General features: G+C 65.5%; 20 protein-coding genes. 9 read left to right on the top strand and 11 right to left on the bottom strand.

From position 1 onward, the window contains the following. Positions 1–606, bottom strand: coding sequence for a CDP-alcohol phosphatidyltransferase family protein (locus ACVWY1_RS19845; protein WP_277502743.1), 606 nt, complete (start codon positions 604–606; stop codon positions 1–3). 124 nt (positions 607–730) lie between these two features. Then, positions 731–2,068 carry an MATE family efflux transporter gene (locus ACVWY1_RS19840; RefSeq protein WP_214500964.1) on the bottom strand — a complete coding sequence of 446 codons (1,338 nt, stop codon included), beginning with the start codon at positions 2,066–2,068 and terminating at the stop codon, positions 731–733. Positions 2,069–2,332: 264 nt separating this feature from the next. Here ACVWY1_RS19840 and ACVWY1_RS19835 point away from each other — a divergent pair, with 264 nt between their 5' ends. Then, a complete protein-coding gene (locus tag ACVWY1_RS19835) occupies positions 2,333–7,237 on the top strand; it encodes an alpha-2-macroglobulin family protein (RefSeq protein WP_277502748.1) in 4,905 nt (1,634 codons plus the stop codon). Between the two features lie 92 nt (positions 7,238–7,329). Here the strand turns inward: ACVWY1_RS19835 and ACVWY1_RS19830 are convergent, their stop codons facing one another. After that, positions 7,330–7,623, bottom strand: a complete 294-nt coding sequence (locus ACVWY1_RS19830) for a hypothetical protein (protein ID WP_023631497.1) — start codon at positions 7,621–7,623, stop codon at positions 7,330–7,332. A gap of 68 nt (positions 7,624–7,691) precedes the next feature. Here ACVWY1_RS19830 and pbpC point away from each other — a divergent pair, with 68 nt between their 5' ends. After that, positions 7,692–10,040 carry a peptidoglycan glycosyltransferase PbpC gene (pbpC, locus tag ACVWY1_RS19825; RefSeq protein WP_277502752.1) on the top strand — a complete coding sequence of 783 codons (2,349 nt, stop codon included), beginning with the start codon at positions 7,692–7,694 and terminating at the stop codon, positions 10,038–10,040. 15 nt (positions 10,041–10,055) lie between these two features. Here pbpC and ACVWY1_RS19820 read toward each other — a convergent pair whose 3' ends face one another. From ACVWY1_RS19820 to ACVWY1_RS19800, 5 genes are all read right to left on the bottom strand, one after another. Further along, positions 10,056–10,493: a cupin domain-containing protein gene (locus tag ACVWY1_RS19820; RefSeq protein WP_277502754.1), complete on the bottom strand. Its 438-nt coding sequence runs from the start codon at positions 10,491–10,493 to the stop codon at positions 10,056–10,058. Positions 10,494–10,595: 102 nt separating this feature from the next. Next, on the bottom strand, positions 10,596–11,501 hold the full coding sequence (locus tag ACVWY1_RS19815) for a LysR family transcriptional regulator (protein ID WP_277502756.1): 906 nt from the start codon (positions 11,499–11,501) through the stop codon (positions 10,596–10,598). A gap of 58 nt (positions 11,502–11,559) precedes the next feature. Further along, positions 11,560–12,645: a tRNA (uridine(54)-C5)-methyltransferase TrmA gene (gene trmA / locus ACVWY1_RS19810; protein WP_277502757.1), complete on the bottom strand. Its 1,086-nt coding sequence runs from the start codon at positions 12,643–12,645 to the stop codon at positions 11,560–11,562. Further along, positions 12,642–13,937 (bottom strand): NCS2 family permease, encoded by a 1,296-nt coding sequence (locus ACVWY1_RS19805; RefSeq protein ID WP_038707321.1) that lies wholly within the window; start codon positions 13,935–13,937, stop codon positions 12,642–12,644. The genes trmA and ACVWY1_RS19805 overlap by 4 nt, the downstream gene beginning before the upstream one ends. Before the next feature lie 341 nt (positions 13,938–14,278). Next, complete coding sequence (locus ACVWY1_RS19800; RefSeq protein WP_102684554.1) at positions 14,279–15,499, bottom strand: MFS transporter; 1,221 nt, start codon at positions 15,497–15,499, stop codon at positions 14,279–14,281. 341 nt (positions 15,500–15,840) lie between these two features. Here ACVWY1_RS19800 and ACVWY1_RS19795 point away from each other — a divergent pair, with 341 nt between their 5' ends. Genes ACVWY1_RS19795 through ACVWY1_RS19785 form a run of 3 tightly spaced genes read left to right on the top strand, consistent with a single transcriptional unit; the run spans position 15,841 to position 18,439 of the window. Further along, entirely contained in the window at positions 15,841–17,277 is a 1,437-nt protein-coding gene (locus ACVWY1_RS19795) for a cytochrome ubiquinol oxidase subunit I (protein ID WP_110704083.1), read from the top strand. Between the two features lies 1 nt (position 17,278). Next, a complete protein-coding gene (gene cydB / locus ACVWY1_RS19790) occupies positions 17,279–18,286 on the top strand; it encodes a cytochrome d ubiquinol oxidase subunit II (protein WP_102684552.1) in 1,008 nt (335 codons plus the stop codon). Positions 18,287–18,298: 12 nt separating this feature from the next. After that, positions 18,299–18,439 carry a DUF2474 domain-containing protein gene (locus ACVWY1_RS19785; protein WP_102684551.1) on the top strand — a complete coding sequence of 47 codons (141 nt, stop codon included), beginning with the start codon at positions 18,299–18,301 and terminating at the stop codon, positions 18,437–18,439. Between the two features lie 63 nt (positions 18,440–18,502). Here ACVWY1_RS19785 and ACVWY1_RS19780 read toward each other — a convergent pair whose 3' ends face one another. Together ACVWY1_RS19780 and ACVWY1_RS19775 are read right to left on the bottom strand one after the other, a co-directional pair. After that, a complete protein-coding gene (locus ACVWY1_RS19780) occupies positions 18,503–19,627 on the bottom strand; it encodes a methyltransferase (protein WP_277502765.1) in 1,125 nt (374 codons plus the stop codon). A gap of 97 nt (positions 19,628–19,724) precedes the next feature. Beyond that, positions 19,725–20,429, bottom strand: coding sequence for an autoinducer binding domain-containing protein (locus ACVWY1_RS19775; protein ID WP_277502767.1), 705 nt, complete (start codon positions 20,427–20,429; stop codon positions 19,725–19,727). Between the two features lie 215 nt (positions 20,430–20,644). Between ACVWY1_RS19775 and ACVWY1_RS19770 the strand changes: the two genes are divergently transcribed. Further along, a complete protein-coding gene (locus ACVWY1_RS19770; RefSeq protein ID WP_102684548.1) occupies positions 20,645–21,421 on the top strand; it encodes a ferredoxin--NADP reductase in 777 nt (258 codons plus the stop codon). A 68-nt stretch (positions 21,422–21,489) separates the two neighbouring features. On the opposite strand, the gene mscL is transcribed toward ACVWY1_RS19770, so the two are convergent. Then, on the bottom strand, positions 21,490–21,903 hold the full coding sequence (gene mscL, locus ACVWY1_RS19765) for a large-conductance mechanosensitive channel protein MscL (protein WP_046857209.1): 414 nt from the start codon (positions 21,901–21,903) through the stop codon (positions 21,490–21,492). Between the two features lie 178 nt (positions 21,904–22,081). Here mscL and radA point away from each other — a divergent pair, with 178 nt between their 5' ends. From radA to ACVWY1_RS19750, 3 genes are all read left to right on the top strand, one after another. After that, the gene (gene radA / locus ACVWY1_RS19760; protein ID WP_046857208.1) at positions 22,082–23,449 is read left to right on the top strand and encodes a DNA repair protein RadA; all 1,368 of its coding nucleotides are present in this window, start codon (positions 22,082–22,084) and stop codon (positions 23,447–23,449) included. Between the two features lie 72 nt (positions 23,450–23,521). Continuing rightward, on the top strand, positions 23,522–24,025 hold the full coding sequence (locus ACVWY1_RS19755) for an RNA polymerase sigma factor (RefSeq protein WP_102684547.1): 504 nt from the start codon (positions 23,522–23,524) through the stop codon (positions 24,023–24,025). A gap of 68 nt (positions 24,026–24,093) precedes the next feature. Next, positions 24,094–25,083, top strand: a complete 990-nt coding sequence (locus tag ACVWY1_RS19750; RefSeq protein WP_277502771.1) for a FecR family protein — start codon at positions 24,094–24,096, stop codon at positions 25,081–25,083. Positions 25,084–25,190 lie beyond the last annotated feature (107 nt).

The raw sequence follows: 25,190 nt of genomic DNA, 5'->3' as shown, positions 1-25,190 counted from the left end.
TCAGCGGGTTTCGGCCAGGCCGTGGCGAACCCGGTTGTACAGGGTATAGAGCGAGAGCAGCAGGATCACCAGCAGCAGGCCATTGATCCAGCTCGCGGCCAGCAGCCCGAATGCCACGCCGATGCCCAGCACGCCGAAGGCGAAGGCCCGGTCGCTCTTGCCCATCGGCCCGTCGTAGCGGCGTGACGCGCCGGCCAGCGGGCCCATTACCCCGGCGTATTCGCTGATCACGGCGAACACCACCACCAGCACCACCAGTGTCGGTGAAACGCCCGGCAACAGGGCAAACGGCAGGTACAGCGCGGTGTCGGCGATCACGTCGCACAGTTCATTGAGGTAGGCGCCGAGCCTGGACTGCTGGCCGAACTCGCGGGCGAGCATGCCGTCGACCGCGTTCAGCGCCATGCGCAGCAGCATCCACAGCGGTATCAGGATGAACAGCCAGGAGACCTGGTGCTGCCAGGCGAGCAGCAAGCCAAGGAGGATGGAGACCGCGGCGGCGGCGACTGTGACTTGGTTGGCGGTGACGCCACGGTCGTACAGGCGCTGCACCGAAGGGCGCAGCAGCGCCTGGAAGCGGGGTTTGAGCTGGTAGATGGATGGCACGGCGAATTCCCTGTCATGGTGCGGCATGGGCGCGATTGTGGGGAATCAGGCCGGGCGCAGGCAAGGGGGCAGGTGAGGGCTTTCTCCTGGTTTCGTGACGCAGCGCTGCAAAGCGGCGCCGCTCTCAGGGAATCCAGCGGTCGCGCTGCTGCAAACGCCACCCCAGCCACCCCAGCGTTACCGCCCGCAGCACCATGAAGCCGAGGAACGCCCACCACAGCCCATGGTTGCCGAACCCGCGCATGGCAAGCGCCAGGGGCAGCGCAACTGCCACCGACAGCAGCATCGCATTGCGCATCTCGCGGGCCCGCGTCGCGCCGATGAACAGGCCGTCGAGCAGGTAGCTCCACACGGCTACCAATGGCAGCACCGCCAGGTAAGGCAGGTAGGGATATGCCGCGTCGCGCACGCTGGCGATGTCGGTTTGCAGGTCGATGAACAGGTGCCCGCCCAGCAAAAACAGCACGGCGAACACCAGGCTGACGATCAGTGACCAGCCGCAGGCCACCACCAGTGCCTGCTTCAGGGCACTGCGGTCACGGGCGCCGATGGCATGGCCGCACAGGGCCTCGACCGCATGGGCCAGGCCATCGAGGGCATAGGCGGTGAGCATCAGGCCATTGAGCAGCAGGGCATTGGCCGCCACCGTCGCCTCGCCCAGGCGCGCACCCTGCACGGTGAGCAGCAGGAACACCAGTTGCAGGGCTAGGCTGCGCAGGAAGATGTCGCGGTTGACCGCCAGCAGCGGCCGCCAGCTCTGCCAGCGTTTCAACGCGGCCCAGACGACCTGCCCGGGGTAGGCGCGCAAGGCCGGGCGGGTGAGGGCCAGGCCGAGCAGGGCAGCGCTCCATTCGGCGATCACCGAGGCCCGCGCCGAGCCGACCACCCCCCAGTCCAGGCCAAGCACGAACCACAGGTTCAGGGCGATGTTGAGCAGGTTGGTGGTCAGCAGGATCGCCAGCGGCGCCCGGGCGTTCTGGGTGCCGAGGAACCAGCCGACCAGGGCATAGCTGGCCAGTGCTGCCGGCAGGCCGAGCAGGCGGGTGTGGAAGAAGGCTTCGGTCGAGGCATGCAGCGCCTCGCTGGGCTGCATCGCCTGCAGCGCCAGCTGGCTGAAGGGCAGGGCCAACAGGCCGATCAGCACGGCGAAAGCCAGCGCCAGCAGCAACCCCTGCACCAGCACCTGGCGCAGCGCGGCGCCGTCGGCGCGGCCGGCGGCCTGGGCGGCGAAGCCGGTGGAGCCCATTCGCAGGAAGCCCAGCAGGCCGACCATGAAGGTGAACAGCGTGGCGCCGACGGCCACCGCGCCCAACTGATGGGCATGGGGCAGGTGGCCGATCACCGTGCTGTCGACCAGCGCCACCAGCGGCACCGAGATGTTGGACAGGATCATCGGCGCGGCCAGGGCCCAGACCTTGTGGTGGGTGGGGCGGTTGCGCCAGGCGGTGGACAGTGAAGACATGCACATCCTTCATATCAGGGCCGCTTCGCGCCCCATCGCCGGGAAGCCGGTTCCCACAAGGCGGCCTCGGTCCCTGTGGGAGCTGGCTTGCCGGCGATGGGGCGCGAAGCGGCCCCTTGCAAGATCAAATGCGCTCATTGTACCGGCCTGGCAACCTATTGGCGCGAACACAGTCTCACTTGCCGCGCATCGCCAGGTAAGCTTCGAGCCGTTGCGCTATAGTTGCCCCCCTCATGTACACGCTGCCGAAGAGTTCTCTCTCAAATGCTCAACAAAGGATTGTTGCTGGCCTGCGCGCTGGCCCTGCTCAGTGCCTGTGATTCCTCCACCCCGGACAAGCCTTCGGTGCCTGCCGATGCCGCCACTGCCGTCGCGCCCGTCGAAACCAGGACGGCCAAGCGCGAAGATCCGGCGGTGCTCGCCAAGCGCTACGCCGGCCGCGAGCTGACCGTGCTGGACGTCTCGGAAGTGCAGCTCGACGGCGCCAGTACCCTGTCGGTCAGCGTCTCCGCGCCACTGGACGCCAACCAGGACTTTGCCGGCAAGCTGCACCTGGTCGATACCGTCAAGGGCAAGGTCGACGACGCCTGGGAACTCTCGGACAACCAGATGGAACTGCGCCTGCGCCACCTGGAGCCGCAGCGCAAGATGGTCCTGACCATCGACAAGGGTCTGCTCTCGGTCAACGGCAACCAGCTGCAGGCCGAATCGGTCAGCCGCTTCGAGACCCGCGACATGCAGGCCACGGTGGGCTTCGCCAGCCGCGGTTCGCTGCTGCCCACGCGCCTGGCCGAAGGCCTGCCGGTGATTGCCCTGAACGTCGACAAGGTCGATGTCGAGTTCTTCCGCATCAAGCCGGACATGCTCTCGAGCTTCCTGGTCAACTGGGGGCGCAACAGCAGCCTTTACTACTACCAGTCCAAGGAAACCCTGGAGATGGCCGAGCTGGTCTACAGCGGCCGTTTCGACCTCAACCCGGCGCGCAATACCCGCGAAACCGTGCTGTTGCCGATCGCCGGGATCAAGCCGCTGCAGGAGCCAGGCGTGTACCTGGCGGTGATGCGTGCCTCGGGCACCTATGACTACTCGCAGCCGGCGACTCTGTTCACTCTTAGTGACATCGGTGTCTCGGCGCACCGCTATCGCGACCGCCTGGACGTGTTCACCCAGGCCCTGGAGGGCGGCAAGGCGCTCAAGGACGTCACCCTCGAGCTGCACGACGACAAGGGCAAGCTGCTGGCCCAGGCCAAGACCGACGGCGACGGCCATGCCCAGCTGCCGATCACCGCCAAGGCCGATACGCTGATCGCCACCCAAGGGGTGCACACCACCCTGCTGCGCCTTAACACCGCGGCGCTGGACTTGGCCGAGTTCGACATCGCCGGCCCCCAGGCCAACCCGCTGCAGTTCTTCATCTTTGGCCCGCGCGACCTGTACCGACCAGGCGAGACCGTGCTGCTCAACGGCCTGCTGCGCGACCAGGACGGCAAGCCGGTCAAGGCCCAGCCGGTGAACGTGGAAGTACGCCGCCCCGATGAGCAGGTCAGCCGCAAGTTCGTCTGGGAGGCCGACCAGAACGGCCTGTTCCAGTACCAGCTGCAACTGGCCAGCGAAGCGCCGACCGGCCGCTGGCAGTTGCTGCTCGACATGGGCGGTGGACGCAAGCAGGTCTACGAATTCCTTGTCGAGGACTTCCTCCCCGAGCGCCTGGCGCTGGAGCTCAAAGGCAGTGCCGCGCCGCTGGCGCCGGACCAAACCGCCACGATCCAGGTCAATGGTCGCTATCTCTATGGTGCGCCCGCCGCCGGCAACCGCCTCAGTGGCCAGGCCTACGTGCGCCCGTTGCGTGAAGCGGTGAAGGCGCTGCCGGGCTATCAGTTCGGCGCGGTCACCGAGACCGAACTGAACCAGGACCTGGAGCTGGACGAAGTCACCCTCGACCAGAACGGCAAGGCCCGCATCGACATCGAAAGTCGCTGGGCTGAAGCCCGCTCGCCGCTGCAACTGACCGTGCAGGCCAGCCTGCAGGAGTCCGGTGGTCGGCCGATCACCCGGCGCCTGGAGCAGCCGATCTGGCCAGCCGAGCGCCTGCCGGGCCTGCGCGGCCTGTTCGACGGCGAAGAAACCGACGGCGACGGCCCGGTGGAGTTCGAGTTCCTGGTGGCTGATCGCGACGGCAAGAAACTGGCCGCCGACAACCTGAAGGTACGACTGATCCGCGAGCGCCGCGACTACTACTGGAACTACTCGCAGAGTGATGGCTGGAGCTACAACTACAACGAGAAGTTCCTCACCCAGGCTGAAGAAACCGTCAGCGTGAAGGCAGGTTCCACCGCCAAGCTGAACTTCCAGGTGGAGTGGGGCCCGTACCGCGTCGAGGTGGAAGACCCGCAGACCGGCCTGGTCTCCAGCGCCCGCTTCTGGGCCGGCTACCGCGCCCAGGACAACGCCGAGGGCGGTGCCGTGCGCCCCGACCAGGTGAAGATCGCCCTGGACAAGCCTGCCTACAAGGAAGGCGGCACCGCCAAGGTCACCGTCACCCCGCCGGCCGCCGGCAGCGGCTACCTGATGATCGAGTCCGCCGACGGCCCGCTGTGGTGGCAGGAAATCGAGGTGCCGGCCGAGGGCAAGACCTTCGATGTCGAACTGGACAAGAAGTGGGCGCGCCACGACCTGTACATCAGCGCCCTGGTGATCCGCCCGGGCGAGCGCAAGGCCAATGCCACGCCGAAACGTGCCGTGGGCGTGCTGCACCTGCCGCTGGACCGCGCCGAGCGTAAGCTGGCCGTATCGCTGCAGGCACCGGAGAAAATGCGGCCCAAGCAACCGCTGACCGTCAAGGTCAAGGCGGTCAACGCCGATGGCAGCGTGCCCAAGCAGGTGCATGTGTTGTTGTCGGCGGTGGACGTGGGCATCCTCAACATCACCGACTTCAAGACCCCCGATCCGTTCGCCAGCCTGTTCGGCCGCAAGGCCTACGGCGCCGACCAGCTGGACATCTATGGCCAGTTGATCGAAGCCGGCCAGGGCCGCCTGGCCAGCCTGGCCTTCGGCGGTGACGCCGCCATGGCCAAGGGCGGCAAGCGCCCGAACACCACGGTGACCATCGTTGCCCAGCAGAGCCTGCCGGTCACCCTCGATGAAAAAGGCGAGGGCCAGGCCAGCGTCGATATTCCCGATTTCAACGGTGAGCTGCGCCTGATGGCCCAGGCCTGGACCGAGGAACACTTCGGCATGGCTGAAGGCAAGACCGTGGTCGCCGCGCCGCTGATCGCCGAACTGTCCGCGCCGCGCTTCCTCGCCGGTGGCGACCAGACCCGCCTGGCGCTGGACCTGGCCAACCTCTCCGGCCGTGACCAGCAACTGAGCGTGCAGGTGTCCAGCGAAGGTCAACTGAGCCTGGTCGGTGGCGCGCAGCAGAACTTCAGCCTCGCCGAAGGTCAGCGCACCACCCTGATGATCCCGGTGCAGGCCCAGGGTGGCTTGGGCCAGGGCAAGGTTCGCGTGCAGGTCAACGGCCTGCAGCTGCCGGGTGAGCCGGCCAGTACCTTCGAGCGTGAATGGACCCTGGGTATTCGCCCGGCCTACCCGGCGATGCTCAAGCACTACCGCGTGGCCCTCAAGGACCAGCCCTGGAGCCTGCCCGACAGCGACCTGACCGAGTTCGAGCCTGCGGGCCTGGAGGCCAGCCTGGCGTTGTCGAGCCGCCCACCGCTGAACCTTGCCGAGCAGATCCGCGCCCTGGAAGCCTACCCCTACGGCTGCCTGGAGCAGACCACCAGTGGCCTGTACCCGTCGCTGTATGCCGATGCCGACAGCCTCAAGCGCCTGGGCATCAAGGGTGAGCCGGCCGATGTGCGCAAGCGCAAGATCGAGATGGGCATCGAGCACCTGCTGGGCATGCAGCGCTACAACGGCAGCTTCGGCCTGTGGAGCTCGGACAGCGAGGAGGAGTACTGGCTGACCGCCTACGTCACCGACTTCCTGCTGCGCGCCCGCGAGCAAGGCTACGGCGTACCGGCCGAGGCGCTGAAGAAAGCCAGCGAGCGCCTGCTGCGCTATGTGCAGGAGCGCAACCTGATCGAAGTCGACTACAGCCAGAACGCCGACCACACCCGCTTCGCCGTGCAGGCCTACGCTGGCCTGGTGCTGGCGCGCAGCCAGCAAGCGCCGCTGGGCGCCTTGCGCAGCCTGTTCGAGCGCCGCACTGACGCCCGCTCCGGTTTGCCATTGGTGCAACTGGCGGTGGCGCTGGACAAGATGGGCGACAAGCAGCGTTCGCAGCAGGCGCTGCAGGCGGGCCTGGCGGTCACCCGCGGCAAAGGCTGGCTGGCCGACTACGGCAGCGCCCTGCGTGACCAGGCGTTGATCCTGGCCCTGCTGCAGGAGAACAACCTGGCCGCCAATCAGGTCGATCAGCGCCTGTTCGGCCTGTCCGACGAGCTGGCCGCCAACCGTTGGCTCTCCACCCAGGAGCGCAACGCGCTGTTCCTCGCCGGGCGTGGCCTGCTGGGCAAGCCGGAAGGCAACTGGAAGGCCCGCCTGGACAGCGCCGGTGAAGTCCGCGAGTTCGACAACAATGACTCGGGGATGAAGCTCGAGGGCCCGCTGCTGGCCTCGCCATTGACCGTGCAGAACCAGGGTGGCGAGACCCTGTACCAGCAGCTGACCCTGTCCGGCTACCCACGCCAGGCTCCGGCCGCCAGCGGCAATGGCATGGAAATCCGCCGTGAGTACCTGGGCATGAATGGCCAGACGCTGGATGTGCGCAACCTGCGCAGCGGTGACCTGGTGCTGGTGCACCTGGCGCTCAAGGCCCAGGACCAGGTGCCCGACGCCCTGGTGGTAGACCTGCTGCCAGCAGGCCTGGAGCTGGAGAACCAGAACTTGGCGCAGAGCGCCGCCAGCCTGGACAACGCCAGTAGCGCGGTGAAGCAGTGGCGCGAGTCGATGCAGAACGCCAGCGTGGTGCACCAGGAGTATCGCGACGACCGCTACGTGGCCGCGCTCAAGCTCGACAGCTACGGCACCACCCACCTGCTGTACCTGGCCCGTGCGGTGACGCCGGGCAGCTACCGCATTCCGCCACCGCAGGTGGAGTCGATGTACCGGCCCAACTTGCAGGCGATTGGTGATAGCCAGGGCGAGATGATTGTAAGAGCTCGCTGACCCTCAAGCTTTGAGCTGCAAGCTACAAGAGACAGCAGTCGACGCAGGCTGCTTTCAATTTGTCGCTTGTAGCTCCAAGCTTGCAGCTGCTTTCAATGCACCACCCAGCTCAACACCCACAGCCCCAGCAACGCCCAGATGATCCCGAGGATGATCGATGCGCGCATGAATGCGCGGACCGCCGAGTACAGCAACATCAGGCCGACGATAAGCGCCAGGATGCTCACCAGCGAGGTGTCCATTCCCAGCGTGCGCGCCAGGCCATCGATGAAATTGCCACCGGCGTTGGCCAGCAGGTTGAACAACCCGCTCAAGCCGTCGACGATGAACCGGATCACCGAACCCAGTGCCTGGCCCAGCCATTCGAAAAAACCTTCTACATGCATAGTCGCTTCCTGATCAACGAATCGGCGATTCCCAGCCTTTGGCCATCACCTGGCCCGGTCGGTTCCCGATGCCAAGCTTAGCGCGCCCGCGCCTGACCAGGCTGCTGCGGCGTGTCGCCGTCAGCGTGCTGCTGGGCATGGCCCTGCTGTGGTTGGCCGACCGTATCTGGCCATTGCCCATGCCAGGCGACGACCTGGCGCGGGTGGTGTTGGCCGAGGACGGCACACCGCTGTGGCGCTTCGCCGACGCCGACGGCGTGTGGCGCTATCCGGTCATCCCGCAGGAAGTCTCGCCGCTGTACCTTGAAGCCCTGCTCGCCTACGAGGACCGCTGGTTCTATCATCACCCCGGCGTCAACCCCATGGCCCTGGCCCGGGCTGCCTGGCTCAACCTGCGTGGCGGGCGGGTGGTGTCTGGTGGCAGCACGCTGTCGATGCAGGTGGCGCGCCTGCTCGACCCGCACGACCGCACCCTGCCCGGCAAGCTGCGTCAGTTATGGCGCACGGCGCAGCTGGAATGGTACCTGTCCAAGGACGAGATCTTGCAGCTGTACCTCAACCGGGCACCGTTCGGCGGCACCTTGCAGGGCGTGGCAGCGGCCAGTTGGGCGTACCTGGGCAAGTCGCCGAAACACCTCACGCCGGCCGAAGCCGCGTTGCTCGCCGTGCTGCCCCAGGCGCCGAGCCGGCTGCGTCCGGACCGCCACCCTGAACGCGCCCAGCGCGCCCGGGACAAGGTGCTGCAGCGCCTGGCCGAGTACCAGGTATGGCCAGCCCAGCGCATCGATGAGGCGCGTGAAGAGCCGCTGTTGCTGGCGCCACGCCAGGAGCCGGCGCTGGCGCCGCTGCTGGCCCGGCGCCTGAATACACCGAACAGCCCGCCACTGATCCGTACCACCCTGGATGCCGCCTTGCAGCGCCGCCTCGAAGACTTGCTGATGGGCTGGCGTGCCCGCCTGCCCGAGCGCACCTCGGCGGCGTTGCTGGTGGTCGAGACCCAGAGCATGGCCGTGCGCGCGTATCTCGGCTCCATCGACTTGAACGATGAGCGCCGCTTCGGTCACGTGGACATGATCCACGCCCTGCGTTCGCCCGGTTCGACCCTCAAGCCGTTCCTCTACGCCATGGCCATGGACGACGGCCTGATCCACTCCGAATCGCTGTTGCAGGATGTGCCACGACGCTACGGCGACTACCGCCCCGGCAACTTCTCCATGGGTTTCAGTGGCCCGGTGTCGGCCAGTTCGGCGCTGGCGCTGTCGCTCAACCTGCCGGCGGTGCAACTGCTCGAGGCCTACGGCCCGAAACGCTTCGCCGCGCAGATGCGCATGGGGGGGATGCCGCTGGTGCTGCCGCCGCTGGCCGAGCCGAACCTGTCGCTGATCCTCGGTGGCGCAGGCAGTCGCCTGGAGGACCTGGTCGGTGGCTATGCCGCGCTGGCCCGTGGAGGGTTGAGCGCGCAGGTACGCCTGCAACCGCAGGACCCGCTGGTGGAACGCCGCTTGCTGTCGCCGGGTTCGGCCTGGATCACCCGGCGCATTCTCAGCGGCCTGGCCCGGCCGGACCGTGACCCCCACGCTGAATTGGTGCAGCGCCCGCAATTGGCCTGGAAAACCGGCACCAGCTACGGCTTTCGCGATGCCTGGTCGGTGGGCGTCGGCCCGCGCTACCTGATTGGTGTGTGGATCGGCCGACCCGACGGCACCCCGGTGCCGGGCCAGTTTGGCCTGGCCTCGGCGGCGCCATTGATGCTGCAGGTGCATGACCTGCTAAGCAACCGCGACAGCCAACGAGGCATCGAAGTGCCGGTCGAGCCGGTGCCCGATTCGGTCGGTGTCGCCGCGATCTGTTGGCCGCTGGGCCAGCCAATGAACCGTCAGGACCCGAACTGCCGTCGGCAACGTTTCGCCTGGACCCTAGACGCCACCACGCCACCGACCTTGCAGGCTGCCGACCAGCCGCTGGGGCTGGGTTTGCGCGAAACGGTGTGGCTCAACGAGCGCGGCTTGCGTGTCGATGCCTCCTGTCCCGGTGCCAAGGCCCATGACGTCGCGCTGTGGCCGGCCCCGCTCGAGCCGTGGTTGCCCCGGGTCGAACGTCGAGCGGCGCGGCTGCCGGCCGTTGACCCCGCCTGTCCACCGCAGGTGGTGAGCAGCGCGCCACCGCTGTCGATCGTCGGTGTGCGCAGTGGCGACAACCTGCGCCGCCCGGCCACCAGCCACGAGCCGTTGCAGTTGCGGGTGTCGGCATTGGGCGGGGCAGGGCGGCGCTGGTGGTTCCTCAATGGACAGCCCATGGGCGAGACCCAAGGGCAGGACAGCTTGCCGGTAAGGTTCGAGCAGGCCGGGAGCATCGAGTTGAGTGCTTTGGATGAAAGCGGTGAAACGGCGCGGGTGCAGTTCCAGGTCAGCGAGTGAGCCCGTTGCCCAGGCTCAGCCTTTGACTGGGTTCAGGTCGAAGGCATTGGCCTGGTACTGGAACAGCAGGCAATCCGCAGCCGCGGTGCAACCACTTTCATGCACGAGGTTGGCGGGCAGCTTGTAGTAGGCGCCTGCCGGGTACTCCACCCGCTTGCCATCGATCACCGCATAGAAGGTTCCGCTCAACACCACGGTCGGCAGGGGCTGGCTGTGAGTATGCAGTCCATTGTCGGTGCCTTTGCGGAACTTCACGTAGGCCGAATACGGCCCCTTGCCGAAGAGGTCGCCTTCGACATTGGCGTAGCTGACAGCGCCTTGGGTGCCGGGCACCTGCTGCCATTTCAGCGAGGTGCTGTCAGGGACCGAGCTCAGGGTGTCGCCAGCGGCGCTGGCGGTGATGGCAATCGCGGCCAGGGAAAGGCCGGCGAACAGGGTGTGCAGTGCTTTCATGGGGAGGCTCCTTCGCCAAGTGACAATGGACGAAGGTTAAACAATCAATATGCGCACAAATACATCTTGAATTTACCATGTCTTGTGCGTTCTAAGCACAAATCAATTTTGCCATCGAGGCTCTGCGTAGTACGCCTGCACGTAGTCGAGGAGTGCCCGTACCTTGGGCGCCACATAGCGGCTCTGCGGATAGACCGCGTACAAGGTGCGCGAGGGCAGCGACCAGTCCGCCAGCACCGGCACCAGGCGCCCGTCGCGCAAGGCATCGTGGGCAATGAAGCGGTCGAAGCTGGCAATACCCAACCCGCCGATCGCTGCCGCGCGCAGGGCCATCGGCGAATTGGCGCTCAGGCGCTGGGGCATCAGCAGTTCCCGGCGCTCGCCGGCGGGGCCGGTCAGTTGCAGGCGCTGCGGGTGCGGCAAGCGGCTGTAGCCGAGCAATGGGTGGGCAGCCAGGGCGTCGGGCGTGGTCGGCGTGCCGTGGCGCTCCAGGTAATCGGGCGCGGCCACCAGCACCACTTCGCTGTCCGCCAGCCTGCGGGCCACCAGGCTGGAGTCGGGCAGGTGGTCGGTGACCCTCAGGCAGACATCGATGTCTTCTTCCAGCAGGTCGATGAAGCGGTCGCTGCAATGCAGTTCCACCTGCAATCGCTCGTGACGTCCGACGAATTCCGGCAGCCAGTGTCCCAGTTCCAGCTCGCCAAAGGCAGTGGCCACACCCAGGCGCAGCGTGCCGCTGGGCTGTTGTTGATGCTCGGACAGTTCAAGGTTCATGGCCTGCATCTGCTCGAGAATCCGCGTGCAGTGGCGATAGAACAGCGCGCCGGCTTCGGTCACTTGCAGGCGACGGGTGGTGCGGTTGAGCAGTTGCGTGCCGAGATGGCGTTCGAGGTGCTTCACCTGGCGCGACAGCACGGTATGGGAAACGCCCGCCTGGTGGGCGGCGGCGCTGAAGCTGCCGAGGTCGACGACCCGGCGGAAGGTTTGCATGGCGCTCAACTGGTCCAATGGCACATCACTCCTTGCAGCGAACGGCGGGGCCCTGGTGGCCCCGCGTCGTCGCGGGTCAGCGCCGAACCAGCAGCACCCCGCTTTCCATATGGTGGGTGTAGGGGAACTGGTCGAACAGCGCGCAGCGTTCGATACGGTGGGTATCGTGCAGCTGGGCGATGTTCTGCGCCAGGGTTTCCGGGTTGCAGGAGATGTACAGGATGCGCTCGAAGCGACGGGTCAGCTCACAGGTGTCCGGGTCCATGCCGGCACGCGGCGGGTCGACGAACACCGTGCCGAAGTCGTAGCTCTTCAGGTCGATGCCTTCCAGGCGGCGGAATGGGCGGACCTCGTTCAGGGCCTGGGTCAGCTCTTCGGCCGACAGACGCACCAGGCGCACGTTGTCCACGCCGTTCTCGTCGAGGTTGTGCAGGGCGGCGTTGACCGAGGTCTTGCTGATCTCGGTGGCCAGCACCTGGCGGGCGCGGGTGGCCAGCGGCAAGGTGAAGTTGCCGTTGCCGCAATACAGCTCGAGCAGGTCGTCCTGGCGTTCGCCCATGGCCTCGAAGGCCCAACCGAGCATCTTCTGGTTCACCGCGCCGTTGGGTTGGGTGAAGGCGCCTTCGGGTTGGCGATAGCTGAAGGCGCGCCCGGCGATGTCGAGCTTCTCCACCGCGTAGTCGCGGCCGATCACCACGCGCTTGCCTTTCGAGCGGCCGACCACGCTGACACCGAGATCTGCGGCCAACTGCTGCGCGGCGGCCTCCCAGGCCTCGTCCAGCGGGCGGTGGTAGCACAGGGTGATCATCGCATCACCGGCCAGGGTGGTGAGGAACTCCACCTGGAACAGCCGGTTGTCGAGGTCTTCATTGGCCTGCCAGGCGGCTTTCAGACGCGGCATCAACGCATTGATGCGCTCGCTGGCGATCGGGAAGTCGTCGATCAGGATGGCCTTGTGCTTCTCGCCCGGGGCGAACATCGCATAGTGGCGTTGGCCGCCTTCGCGCCACAGGCGGAACTCGGCGCGCAGGCGGTACTGCCCGCGCGGCGAGTCGAACACGGCCGGCTCCGGCGCGTCGAAGGGCGCCAGCAGTTCGCGCAGGCGGGCGGCCTTGGCCGCCAGTTGCGTGTCGTATTGCGCGGGATCGTAGGCAGCACTCATGCGGGGAACCAACCCAGCTTGATGACGAACAGAATGGACAGGATCACCAGCGCCGGGTTCAGGTCGTGGCGACGGCCGGAGATCAGCTTGATGGCGGTCCAGGCGATAAAGCCGAAGGCGATGCCGTTGGCGATCGAGTAGGTCAGCGGCATGGCCAGGGCGGTCACCACCACCGGCGCGGCTTCGGTAACGTCGTCCCAATTGATCTCGGCCAGGCCCGAAGCCATCAGCACGGCGACGAACAGCAGCGCCGGGGCGGTGGCGAAGGCCGGCACGCTGCCGGCCAGCGGGGCGAAGAACAGCGCCAGCAGGAACAGGATGGCGACCACGATGGCGGTCAGGCCGGTGCGCCCGCCCGCACTCACGCCCGCCGCCGACTCGATGTAGCTGGTGGTGGTCGAGGTGCCCAGCAGCGAACCGGCCATGGCGGCGGTGCTGTCGGCGATCAGGGCGCGGCCCATCTTCGGCATGTGGCCGTCCTTGCCCATCAGGCCGGCGCGCTTGGCCACGCCGATCAGGGTGCCGGAGTTGTCGAACAGGTCGACGAACAGGAAGGCGAAGATCACGCTGATCAGGCCGACGTCCAGGGCGCCGGCGATGTCCAGTTGCAGGAAGGTCGGGGCCAGCGACGGCGGCATCGAGACCACCCCGCCGAACGGTGTGACGCCCAGCGCGATCGCGGCCACGGTCACTGCCAGGATACCGATCAGCACGGCGCCGCGAACCTTCAGCGACTCGAGGGCGACGATCAGGAAGAAGCCCAGGGTGGCGAGGATCGGCGCGGGCTTGCTGAGATCGCCCAGGCCTACCAGAGTGGCTGGGTTATCGACGACGATGCCGGCGTTATGCAGGGCGATCAGCGCCAGAAACAGGCCGATGCCGGCGGCAATGGCCGAGCGCAGCGGCAGCGGGATGCTGTTCACGATCCATTCGCGGATGCGGAAGATCGACAGCAGGAAGAACAGCACCGCGGAGAGAAACACCGCCCCCAGCGCCACTTGCCAGGTATGGCCCATGTGCAGGACCACGGTGTAGGTGAAGAAGGCGTTCAGGCCCATGCCCGGCGCCAGGGCGATCGGGTAGTTGGCGATGATGCCCATGGTCACCGAGCCGATGGCCGCGGCCAGGCAGGTCGCGACGAAGAGCGCGCCCTTGTCCATGCCGGTCTCGCCGAGGATGCTCGGGTTGACGAACAGGATGTAGGCCATGGCCAGGAAGGTGGTGACGCCCGCGAGAATCTCGGTGCGCACGTTGGTGTTGTGTGCTTTTAGTTGAAACAGCCTTTCCAGCATGCCTGCTCCCCGGGCGCCCTCGCGCCGTGAATGTATCGACCCCAACAGCAAAGCACAGACCGTACCGGGTGCCGTGGTTTTGTGCGGGGTGGAAAAAAGCCGCGCATCATACCAGCAAGGATGGCGGGGGCCTATGGCCATTGGGGAAGGCAATCGGGCAACGGTGTCGTCTTCCTGCACTGGCCTCATCGCTGGCAAGCCAGCTCCCACAGGGATGGCGCTTGGCTTGAAGGCGGCACGGTCGGTGTGGGAGCCGGCTTGCCGGCGAGAGGCCGGTGCAGGACAAACCAGCATGCTGCTCCCGCGCGAGATTGCCTAATCTCTGGGTGCCAGCAGGTCGATCAACCGTTATGCATACGGTCGCGATGGGTCAACGTCGGGAACAGCTTCATCCATACCCCGGTCACCAGCAGCGTGCCCACGCCGCCGAGCACCACCGCCGGGACTGTGCCAAACCAGTGCGCGGTCAGCCCCGACTCGAACTCGCCGAGCTGGTTCGAGGCACCGATGAACAGCCCGTTCACCGCGCTTACCCGGCCGCGCATCTCGTCTGGCGTCTCCAGCTGCACGAAGGCGCCGCGGATGACCATGCTGATCATGTCCGCCGCGCCGAGCACCACCAGCACCGCCAGGGAGAACCAGAACGAGGTCGAGAGGCCGAAGGCGATGGTCGCCACGCCGAACACGCCGACCGAGGCGAACATGATCAGGCCTACCTTGCGCTCCACCGGGAAGCGCGCCAGCCACAGCGACATCAGCAGCGCGCCCACCGCCGGCGCCGAGCGCAGCAGGCCCAGGCCCCAGGCGCCGGTGAGCAGGATGTCCTTGGCGAACACTGGCAGCAGCGCGGTGGCGCCGCCCAGCAGCACGGCGAACAGGTCCAGGGAGATGGCGCCGAAGATGTCCGGGCGGCTGCGGATGAAGCGCACCCCGGCCAGCAGCGATTCCAGGTTGGCCCGACCGCGCTGGGGCAGTTGCTGGCGCGCGTCGAGGCTCAGGGTCAGCAGGCAGGCGATGAGGTAGAGGGCCACGGTCGGGCCGTACACCCAGGTACTGCCGAAGGCGTAGAGAAAGCCGCCGACCGCCGGGGCGACGATGGTCGCCGACTGGGTGGCCGATGCCGACGCCGCCACGGCCCGTGGGAACAGCCCTGGCGGTACCACGTTGGGTAGCAGCGCCTGGGTCGCCGGCATCTCGAACGAACGGGTGGCGCCGAGCAGGAAGGCCAGGATGAATATCAGCTCGCGGCTGACGTTGTCGCTGACGCTGCCCAGGGCCAGCGCCAGGGCGATCAGCGCCTGCAGGGTCTGGCACAGGGCGGCCACCTTGCGTCGGTCGTAGCGGTCGGCGACGTGGCCTGTGTGCAGCATGAACAGCACCCGGGGCGCGAACTCGACCAGCCCGACCAGGCCCAGGTCGAGGACATTCCCGGTCAGTTGGTAGAGGTGCCAGCCAATGGCCACGGTGAGCATCTGGAAGCCGCTGGCGGTGAACACGCGGGCCAGCCAGAAGGCCAGGAACGGGCGGTGATGACGCAGCAATTGCGGGGCGGAATCGGACATCGGGGGGCTGCAGCCTCGAGATAGAGGGGCCTGCAGGGTAACATCTGTTTGTAACAAATAGTTGCTGAAAGTCGCGTGGATCAACCATCGCGACTTCGCAAAAGAGGGTGAGGCAACGGGTCACGCGGCAATCAACCACACATCCGGATGGGTCATTCAGGACTATGCTTCCATTCAGTCGTTGATCTGGATCAATCGTTCCAGATGCAACGATCTTGGCCCTTGGGCCGGAATCCCCGCGATCGAACAGAACAATTCCAACGCGCCGCACTCGATACCCGTGGGGGCAGTGGGCGACAGGCCATGAGCCCGGTCGCCGGATTACCTGAAGAGGAAGCACCATGTTCGGATTGGAAGCCCTAGAGCTCGCCCGAATCCAGTTTGCCTTTACCGTGTCCTTTCACATCCTGTTCCCGGCCATCACCATTGGCCTGGCGAGCTACCTGGCGGTCCTCGAAGGCCTTTGGCTGAAGACCGGCGACAACACCTACCGTGACCTCTATCACTTCTGGTCGAAGATCTTCGCCGTGAACTTCGGCATGGGGGTGGTCTCGGGCCTGGTCATGGCCTACCAGTTCGGTACCAACTGGAGCCAGTTCTCCGATTTTGCCGGTTCCATCACCGGCCCCCTGCTGACCTACGAGGTGCTCACGGCATTCTTCCTCGAGGCCGGTTTCCTCGGCGTCATGCTGTTCGGCTGGCACCGTGTCGGCCGGGGGTTGCACTTCTTCGCCACCTGCATGGTGGCGCTTGGCACGCTGGTGTCGACCTTCTGGATCCTCGCCTCCAACAGCTGGATGCAAACCCCCCAGGGCTACGAGATCGTCAATGGCCAGGTGATTCCGGTGGACTGGTTCGCGGTGATCTTCAACCCGTCCTTCCCCTATCGCCTGATGCACATGGCCACCGCGGCCTTCGTCGCCACCGCGTTCTTCGTCGGCGCCTCGGCAGCCTGGCACCTGCTGCGCGGGCGTGACAATCCGGCGGTGCGCAAGATGCTGTCGATGGCCATGTGGATGGCCCTGGTGGTGGCGCCGATCCAGGCCGTGATCGGCGACTTCCATGGCTTGAACACGCTCAAGCATCAGCCGGTGAAGATCGCCGCCATCGAGGGCCACTGGGAGAACAAACCCGGTGAACCGACGCCGCTGATCCTGTTCGGCATTCCCGACATGCAGGCCGAAACCACGCGCTTCAAGGTCGAGATCCCAGCCTTGGGCAGCTTGATCCTGACCCACAGCCTGGACAAGCAAGTGCCGGCGATGAAGGAGTTCCCACCTGAGGACCGACCCAACTCGACCATCGTGTTCTGGTCGTTCCGAGTCATGGTCGGTTTGGGCATGTTGATGATTTTTGTCGGCCTGTGGAGCCTGTGGCTGCGCAAGCGCGGCACCCTGTACAGCTCGCGCCCGTTCCTCTACCTGACCCTGTGGATGGGCCCGTCGGGGTTGATTGCGATCCTCGCCGGCTGGTTCACCACCGAGATCGGCCGCCAGCCGTGGGTGGTCTACGGGCTGATGCGCACCGCCGATGGGGTGTCCAACCATAGCTACGCGCAGTTGGGGTTCACCCTGGTGATGTTCGTGGTGGTCTACTTCGCGTTGTTCGGCACCGGTCTGGGCTACATGATGCGCCTGGTGCGCAAAGGGCCCAAGACTGGTGAAGGCGATGAGCACACCCCCGGTGGCCCTGGCCAGAAACGCACGCCGGCGCGGCCGCTGTCCGCCGCCGATGAAGGCCATGAGGCCGACTCCAGCAGCCTGAGCAAGGGGAACTGAGATGGGTATCGATCTTCCGCTGATCTGGGCCGTGATCATCATCTTCGGCGTCATGATGTATGTGGTAATGGATGGTTTCGACCTGGGCATCGGCATGCTCTTCCCCTTCGTCCAGGATGAGCGTGACCGCGATGTGATGATGAACACGGTCGCCCCGGTATGGGACGGCAACGAGACCTGGCTGGTGCTGGGCGGGGCAGCGCTGTTCGGGGCTTTCCCGCTGGCCTACTCGGTGGTGCTCGAGGCACTGTACCTGCCATTGATCCTGATGCTGGTGGGCCTGATCTTCCGTGGCGTGGCGTTCGAGTTCCGCTTCAAGGCCAGGGCCCACAGGCGTCATATCTGGGACAAGGCCTTCATCTGGGGCTCACTGGTGGCGACTTTCTTCCAGGGGGTGGCGCTGGGCGCGTTCATCGAAGGCTTCAAGGTGGTCGACCGTAAATTCACCGGCGGCACCCTGGATTGGCTGACCCCGTTCACCGTGTTTTCGGGCCTGGGCCTGATCGTCGCCTACACGCTGCTGGGCTGCACCTGGTTGATCATGAAGACCGAAGGGCCCTTGCAGCAAAAAATGCATGACATGGCCCGCCCCCTGGCGCTGGTGCTGCTGGTGGTCATCGGTATCGTCAGCCTGTGGACGCCGATCGCCTACCCGCAAATCGCCGAGCGCTGGTTCAGCATGCCCAACCTGATCTGGTTCATGCCGGTGCCGATTCTGGTGCTGGTGACCTTCTACGGGTTGCTGCGGGCGGTGGCGCGTAACGCCCACTACACCCCGTTCCTGCTGACGCTGGTGCTGATCTTCCTTGGCTACAGTGGGTTGGGCATCAGCTTGTGGCCGAACATCATCCCGCCGTCGATCAGCATCTGGGATGCCGCGGCGCCGCCACAGAGCCAGGGCTTCATGCTGGTGGGCACGCTGTTCATCCTGCCGTTCATCCTCGGGTACACCTATTGGAGCTACTACGTGTTCCGCGGCAAGGTGACCCATGAAGACGGCTATCACTAGGAGCGTCGGGTGATGAATGTCGAAGAGAAGAAACCGCTGTGGCAACGCCTGGGTTGGCTGGTGCTGATCTGGGGGGTGAGCGTGGCAGCGCTTGGGGTGGTGGCTTATGGCATGCGCATGTTCATGAGCGCGGCAGGCCTGAGTACTCACTGAGCCATTGAGTGATCGCGGGGCAAGTCGCAGCGGTGCACCGCTGCGACTTGCCCCGCGATGCTTTTATTTCCGGGCCTTGAGCACCACGAACTTCGGCGTCGCCGCGACCTGCTCGACACCCCGGAACAAGCGCGCCAGCTTGCTGTGGTAGCCCAGGTGGCGATTGCCGACGATGTACAGCGCGCCACCGACTTCCAGTGCCTCGCGGGCCTGCTGGAACATGCGCCAGGCGAGGAAGTCGCCGACCACCTGCTGCTGGTGGAACGGCGGGTTGCACAGCACCACGTCCAGCGATTGTTTCTCCTGCCCCGCCAGGCCGTCCGCAGCCTTGATCGTCACTTCGCGTTCGCCCAATGCCGCCCGCCAGTTCTCCCGCGCCGACTGCACCGCCATGTACGACTCGTCGACCAAGGTGAAATGCGCATCCGGATTGGCCAGGGCGCTGGCAATCGCCAGCACGCCATTGCCACAGCCAAGATCGGCTACGCGGGCGCGACCCAGGTCACGCGGCAGATGCGGCAGGAAGGCACGAGTGCCGATGTCCAGGCCTTCGCGGCAGAACACGTTGGCGTGGTTGACCAGCTCCAGGGGCGGCGTCTCCAGACGATAGCGACTGGGGTAGGGGGAATGTGCGAGAGGCTGTTGCGTCACAGTGGCAATCAGCAGGCGCGCTTTCTTCTGCGCCAGCGACGCCTGCACCGGGCCGATGTACTTCTCCATAAGGTCGCCGGCGGCTCTGGGCAGGTACTTGATCATCGCCCCGGCGATCACCTGGGCGCCAGGCGCCAATTGGCCCTGCAGGCGGATCAGTTGCTCCTCGAGCAGGGCCAGGGTCTTGGGCACGCGCACCAGCACGCGGTCGAACGGGCCCTGGAAGGGCTCATTGGCCGGGATGAAGGGTACGCTGTCGAACGGCTTGCCGTTACCCGCCAGGTTTTTCTCCAGGGCCAGGTGCGCCAGGTGCGAGTCGCCGCTGCTAGTCACGTCCAGGTGCCCGGCCAGGCTGGCGGCCAGGGCGCCGAAGCTGTCGTTGAGCACCAGCACCTTGCAGCCTGCGCCTGGTGCCTGGGCGGCCATGTGTTCCAGCAGGTACTGGTCGGCGGCATCGAACGCCAGCAGCGGGTCGTTGGCTTGCTCCGGCTGGCGGATCAGGTCGAGGTCGGCGAAGGGGCTGTTGAACAGGGGCATGGCGTGGGGCTCTGCTGCGAATCCTGCCCGGCGCGCTGTGCGCGGGCTTGCGGCGGGTGATTCTACAGGGCTTTACGTCTGTGCGGGGGGCGGGCTGTCAGAGCAGGCCTCGCAGGGCGGCGATGGCGATGGCGCCGGCTTTGTTGGAGGCGTTGGTCTTGCTTATCACACTGCGGATATGAAAATTCACGGTACTGGTCGACAGCGAGAGAATCATCGCCACGTCGGCGGCGGTCTTGCCGGCGGCGGACCACTTGAGCACTTCAAGCTCGCGTTCGCTCAATTGCGGCAGTGGGCTGTACTTCGCCAGGTGGTGCGTGCTGAGGGCGGCGTGCAAGGTGTTGCACAGCCACATTACCTGGGCGCTCTTCTCGAACAGTTCGTCACGAGAGACTGCGCCTTTGGCCCTGGAGACGCTCAACTGGCTTTCGTTGTGCTGCTGGTCGTGCACTGACTGGCTCCAGCCATGGGTCATGCCGTAGGCAGTGGCGGCCTCCCGCAGCTGAGGCACCTCGTGGAACAGTTCGTCGTTCCAGACCAGTGGCAGCGTCGTATGGTGGCATTTTGATACTGATGGGTCTATCTTGATGAAGTCTTCAGCCTGGTAGCGCGCATTCCAGGCGCTTGGGTAGTTGTTGTAGAGGATCACCTGGGGACCACGAGCAGCCACATGCAGGTGCAGCGTCAGGCCGACGAACTCCATGTCCAGTGCCTGGGCCAGTTGCACGGCCTGGCCGAACAACAGTTGCGGTTCCTGTTCCTCCAGCAGCTGCTGGAGTTGCTCACTCTTCCAATGTGGCATCGATGAAGCTCCCTTTGCGTCTCTGTGGATCCAAAGTCAGCATTGCACGGTCCGTAGTGTAGGAAATCTCCTAACGGTGTGCTGGGTTTTTTTGTTATAGCTGCCACGCATCCTTAGTTGTTTGCGCTTGGTGCCATGGCATGCCCTACAAATCGACGGTGTTTATCTCCGCTACTTTGCGCGACACTGTGCGCACTTGATTCGTGGAGCCCGTCATGACCGCCAGCGCCGACAAATTCACCCGCCAGACCCTGCTCGGCGTCCAGCCCCTGACCCCCAACCTGTTTTCCCTGCGCGTCACCCGCGATGCAGGCTTTCGCTTCCGTGCGGGGCAGTTCGCCCGGCTGGGCGTGAGCAAGGCAGATGGCAGCGTCGTCTGGCGCGCCTATTCCATGGTGAGCGCGCCCCATGACGAACATCTCGACTTCTTTTCCATCGTGGTGCCCGGTGGGGAGTTCACCAGTGAGCTGAGCCGCTTCGGCGAAGGCGACACCCTGCTGATCGACCGCCAGGCCTTCGGTTACCTGACCCTTGACCGCTTCGTTGGCGGTCGTGACCTGTGGCTGCTGGCCACTGGCACCGGCATCGCACCGTTCATGTCGATCCTGCAGGACTTCGAGGCCTGGGAGCGCTTCGACAACATCAAGCTGGTGTATTCGGTGCGCGAGGCGAAGGAGCTGGCGTATGTCGATGAAATCGCCGCGCTGGAACAGCGCGACTACCTGGCGGAGTACGCGGGCAAGCTGCAGTTCATTCCGGTGGTCACCCGAGAGCAGCATCCGGGTGCGTTGAATGCGCGGATCACCACGTTGATCGAGAACGGTGAACTGGAGAAGGCGGCGGGGTTGGCGCTTTCGCCGGAGCATTCACGGATCATGCTGTGTGGCAACCCGGAGATGATCGACGAGACGCGCAAGGTGCTCAAGGCGCGGGACTTGCAACTGAGCCTGAGCAAGCGGCCGGGGCAGGTGGCGGTGGAGAACTACTGGTAAGGAACAATGGCGCCTTTTGGATCGCCGTCACTGGGGCCGCTGCAAAGCGGCCCCAGTCGTTTTGTGCTTCAGGGCTGGCGATTCTGCGCCTTGAGCAGGTCGCGAATCTCGGTCAGCAGGGTTTCCTCGGCGCTGGGCACCGGCGGAGCGGTCGGTGCCACTGCCTCTTCGCGCTTGAGGCGGTTGATCACTTTCACACCCATGAAGATGGCGAAGGCGACGATGATGAAGTCGAGCACGGTCTGGATGAATTTGCCGTAGGCCAGCATTACGGCCGGCACATCGCCTTCGGCAGCCTTGAGCGTGATGGCCAGGTCGCTGAAGTCGACACCGCCGATCAGCAGGCCGATGGGGGGCATGATCACGTCACCGACGAAGGACGAAACGATCTTGCCGAACGCCGCGCCGATGATGATACCCACCGCCATGTCGACGACATTTCCCTTGACCGCGAAGGCCTTGAATTCACTGAGCATGCCCATGCTGTATTCCTTTGTTACGAATGGAGAGGTAAACGCAGTGTAAGCCACTAAAACGCTTCATGCGTGACGTTCGCAGCTACAGACTGTTTATAGAGCGAATAGTTTTGTCGCCCGCCGAGGGCTCCGGGGCACGTCCGTGTTCGGCTATCATGGCGGTTTTTTCCAGGAGACCCAGCCCATGGCCAAGGCCAAGCGTTTGTATGGCTGCACCGAGTGCGGCGCGACCTTCCCCAAGTGGGCCGGGCAGTGTGGCGAGTGCGGGGCCTGGAACACCCTGGTCGAGAGCATGATCGAAAGCGGCGGCGCCGCGGCACCGAGCGGGCGCACCGGCTGGACCGGGCAGCAGGCGCAGATCAAGACCCTGGCCGAAGTGAGCGTCGAGGAGATCCCGCGCTTCACCACCAGCAGCACCGAACTCGACCGTGTGCTGGGCGGCGGCCTGGTGGATGGATCGGTGGTGCTGATCGGGGGCGATCCGGGTATCGGCAAATCGACCATCCTCCTGCAGACCCTGTGCAACATCGCCGTGCAGATGCCGGCGCTGTATGTCACCGGCGAGGAGTCGCAGCAGCAGGTGGCCATGCGTTCCCGGCGCCTGGGCCTGCCCCAGGACCAGCTCAAGGTCATGACCGAAACCTGCATCGAGACCATCATCGCCACCGCGCGCCAGGAAAAGCCGCGGGTGATGGTGATCGACTCGATCCAGACCATCTTCACCGAACAACTGCAGTCGGCGCCGGGTGGCGTGGCCCAGGTGCGCGAGAGCACGGCATTGCTGGTGCGCTACGCCAAGCAGAGCGGCACGGCGATCTTCCTGGTCGGCCACGTCACCAAGGAGGGCTCGTTGGCCGGTCCACGGGTGCTCGAGCACATGGTCGACACCGTGCTGTATTTCGAGGGCGAGTCCGATGGCCGCCTGCGCCTGCTGCGCGCAGTGAAAAACCGCTTTGGCGCGGTCAACGAACTGGGCGTGTTCGGCATGACCGACCGCGGCCTCAAGGAAGTCTCCAATCCGTCGGCGATCTTCCTCAACCGCACCCAGGAAGAGGTGCCCGGCAGCGTGGTCATGGCTACCTGGGAGGGCACCCGGCCGATGTTGGTGGAAGTCCAGGCGCTGGTCGACGACAGCCACCTGGCCAACCCACGGCGGGTAACCCTGGGCCTGGACCAGAATCGCCTGGCCATGCTGCTGGCGGTGCTGCACCGGCACGGTGGCATCCCCACCCACGACCAGGACGTGTTCCTCAACGTCGTGGGGGGCGTGAAGGTGCTCGAGACTGCCTCCGACCTCGCGTTGCTGGCGGCGGTGATGTCCAGCCTGCGCAACCGGCCGTTGGCCCATGGCCTGCTGGTGTTCGGCGAGATCGGCCTGTCGGGCGAAGTGCGCCCGGTGCCCAGTGGCCAGGAGCGTCTGAAGGAGGCGGCCAAGCATGGCTTCAAGCGTGCCATCGTGCCCAAGGGCAACGCACCGAAAGAGGCTCCCGCCGGGTTGCAGGTGATTGCCGTGACCCGTCTGGAACAAGCGCTGGATGCACTATTCGAGTAGGTCATTTTCTTGTAAGTGATTCTCAATAACGAGTAGCATACCGCCACCTTGCGACCACCTCATGGAGCGCGTGTGGCGGAGTTAGACCTCAAGCGGCTGTTTCTCAAGCACGCGAAAAACCTTCAAGGCCTGCTCTCGCGCAAGGTGCGCGACCCACAGCTGGCCGCTGACCTTGTGCAGGACAGTTTCCTGCGCCTGGCCGAGCAGCAGCGTACCGAGACCATCGACAACGCCCAGGCGTACCTTTATCGCACCGCGCACAACCTGATGATCGATCACGTTCGTCAGCAGCAAAGGCGCAAGACCGACACGGTGCCCCACGAGGCTTTCGAGGCGCTCGTCGAGGATGGCCCCGGGCTCGAGGAGCAAGCCGTGCGCGAGCAGCACCTGCGTCGCCTGCAGACGATCCTTGGCGAGTTGCCCGAGCGCACCCGGGAAATCTTCCGCCTCAACCGCCTGGAAGGCATGACCCATGCCGAGGTTGCCCGGCAACTGGGGATCTCCGACAGCTCGGTGCAAAAGCATCTGGCCAAGGCCCTGGCCTATGTGATGCAGTGCCTGCAGGAAACCGAATGACCAACGGTTTACTGACAAATGCCGCTTCAGACGTCAGCCCAGACATAACCAGATCGCGAGAGAACCGTGTGAGCAGCCAGAACGAGCAAGCCATCCGCGAGCAGGCCGCCGAGTGGGTGGTGCTGGAAGGGGGCGGCCCCCTGAGCCCGGCGCAGCAGCTGGCGTTGGCGCAATGGTGCGGCAGCGATCCGCGCCATGCACGGGCCTATGCCTTCGCCCAGGCGACCTGGGCCGATCTCGGGCAGGTGGCGAGCCTGGCACCGACAACGCCGCACCGGGCGCCAGTAGCCCGGGCCGAGCGTCCGCGTGGCCGGCGTCGGCCGACGCGGCTGCGCTGGGCGGTGGCCAGCAGTGCGTTGCTGCTGTTGGCAATCCTGGGTGTCGAACAAGGCCCTCGATTACTGCTCGACTGGCGTGCCGACTACGCTGCGGCTGGCGAAGTGCGCCGCGTCAGCCTACCCGATGGCAGCCAGGTCGATCTGGACAGCGGCAGTGCCGTACAGCTCGACTTCGATGGTCGGCAGCGTCGGGTGCGCCTGCTGGCGGGGGAGGCGGTGTTCAGTGCGGCGCCGGTCAGCGCGGATGAGCCGCGGCCCTTCGTGGTCGAATATGCCGGTGCCACCAGCCAGGCACTGGGCACCCGATTCGTGGTGGGCAAGGCGGGTGATGGCGGCTGGGTGGGCATGCTCGAGCACAGTGTCGACGTGCGCCTGCAAACGGCGCCGACCCAGGGGGCCGCCCATCAACTCCTGCAGGAGGGGCAGGCAGTGCGCTACGACCAGGCCCAGGGTATCCGGCCATGGAGTGGCCACGATCTGCAGCGCGCCACCGACTGGCAGCGAGGTGTGCTGGTGTTCGAGCGCCAGCCTCTGGCCGAGGTGGTCGAGCGCCTGAACCGTTATCGCGATGGCCGCCTGATGGTGGTCGATGGCACGCTGGCGCAGCGGGAAGTGAGCGGGGTGTTCCGCCTCGACAACCTGGCCGTCGCCGCCGATACCCTTACCCGCGAGCTGAAGGCCAAGCGCCTGCAGTTACCGGGTTTGACCGTGATCTACTGAGTCTTTCGCAAAAACTTTCATCTGGTGTTACTGAGTTTTCCCGCGTTGCTCGTCTGACTGTTGAGATTGATTTTCATTACTAGAAAACGCCAACAGACGAGACGCGC

The sequence above is a fragment of the Pseudomonas sp. TE6288 genome (assembly GCF_054062095.1).
This window is presented reverse-complemented; position numbering and strand designations above follow the sequence as displayed.

Bases quoted from the DNA above. Each gene is read 5' to 3' on its own strand.
- ACVWY1_RS19800 (WP_102684554.1), bottom strand. From the start codon at position 15,499: ATGTCCGATTCCGCCCCGCAATTGCTGCGTCATCACCGCCCGTTCCTG.
- cydB (WP_102684552.1), top strand. From the start codon at position 17,279: ATGGGTATCGATCTTCCGCTGATCTGGGCCGTGATCATCATCTTCGGC.
- pbpC (WP_277502752.1), top strand. From the start codon at position 7,692: ATGCCAAGCTTAGCGCGCCCGCGCCTGACCAGGCTGCTGCGGCGTGTC.
- trmA (WP_277502757.1), bottom strand. From the start codon at position 12,645: ATGAGTGCTGCCTACGATCCCGCGCAATACGACACGCAACTGGCGGCC.
- ACVWY1_RS19820 (WP_277502754.1), bottom strand. From the start codon at position 10,493: ATGAAAGCACTGCACACCCTGTTCGCCGGCCTTTCCCTGGCCGCGATT.
- ACVWY1_RS19770 (WP_102684548.1), top strand. From the start codon at position 20,645: ATGACCGCCAGCGCCGACAAATTCACCCGCCAGACCCTGCTCGGCGTC.
- ACVWY1_RS19785 (WP_102684551.1), top strand. From the start codon at position 18,299: ATGAATGTCGAAGAGAAGAAACCGCTGTGGCAACGCCTGGGTTGGCTG.
- ACVWY1_RS19830 (WP_023631497.1), bottom strand. From the start codon at position 7,623: ATGCATGTAGAAGGTTTTTTCGAATGGCTGGGCCAGGCACTGGGTTCG.
- radA (WP_046857208.1), top strand. From the start codon at position 22,082: ATGGCCAAGGCCAAGCGTTTGTATGGCTGCACCGAGTGCGGCGCGACC.
- ACVWY1_RS19835 (WP_277502748.1), top strand. From the start codon at position 2,333: ATGCTCAACAAAGGATTGTTGCTGGCCTGCGCGCTGGCCCTGCTCAGT.
- ACVWY1_RS19780 (WP_277502765.1), bottom strand. From the start codon at position 19,627: ATGCCCCTGTTCAACAGCCCCTTCGCCGACCTCGACCTGATCCGCCAG.
- ACVWY1_RS19840 (WP_214500964.1), bottom strand. From the start codon at position 2,068: ATGTCTTCACTGTCCACCGCCTGGCGCAACCGCCCCACCCACCACAAG.
- ACVWY1_RS19775 (WP_277502767.1), bottom strand. From the start codon at position 20,429: ATGCCACATTGGAAGAGTGAGCAACTCCAGCAGCTGCTGGAGGAACAG.
- mscL (WP_046857209.1), bottom strand. From the start codon at position 21,903: ATGGGCATGCTCAGTGAATTCAAGGCCTTCGCGGTCAAGGGAAATGTC.
- ACVWY1_RS19795 (WP_110704083.1), top strand. From the start codon at position 15,841: ATGTTCGGATTGGAAGCCCTAGAGCTCGCCCGAATCCAGTTTGCCTTT.
- ACVWY1_RS19805 (WP_038707321.1), bottom strand. From the start codon at position 13,937: ATGCTGGAAAGGCTGTTTCAACTAAAAGCACACAACACCAACGTGCGC.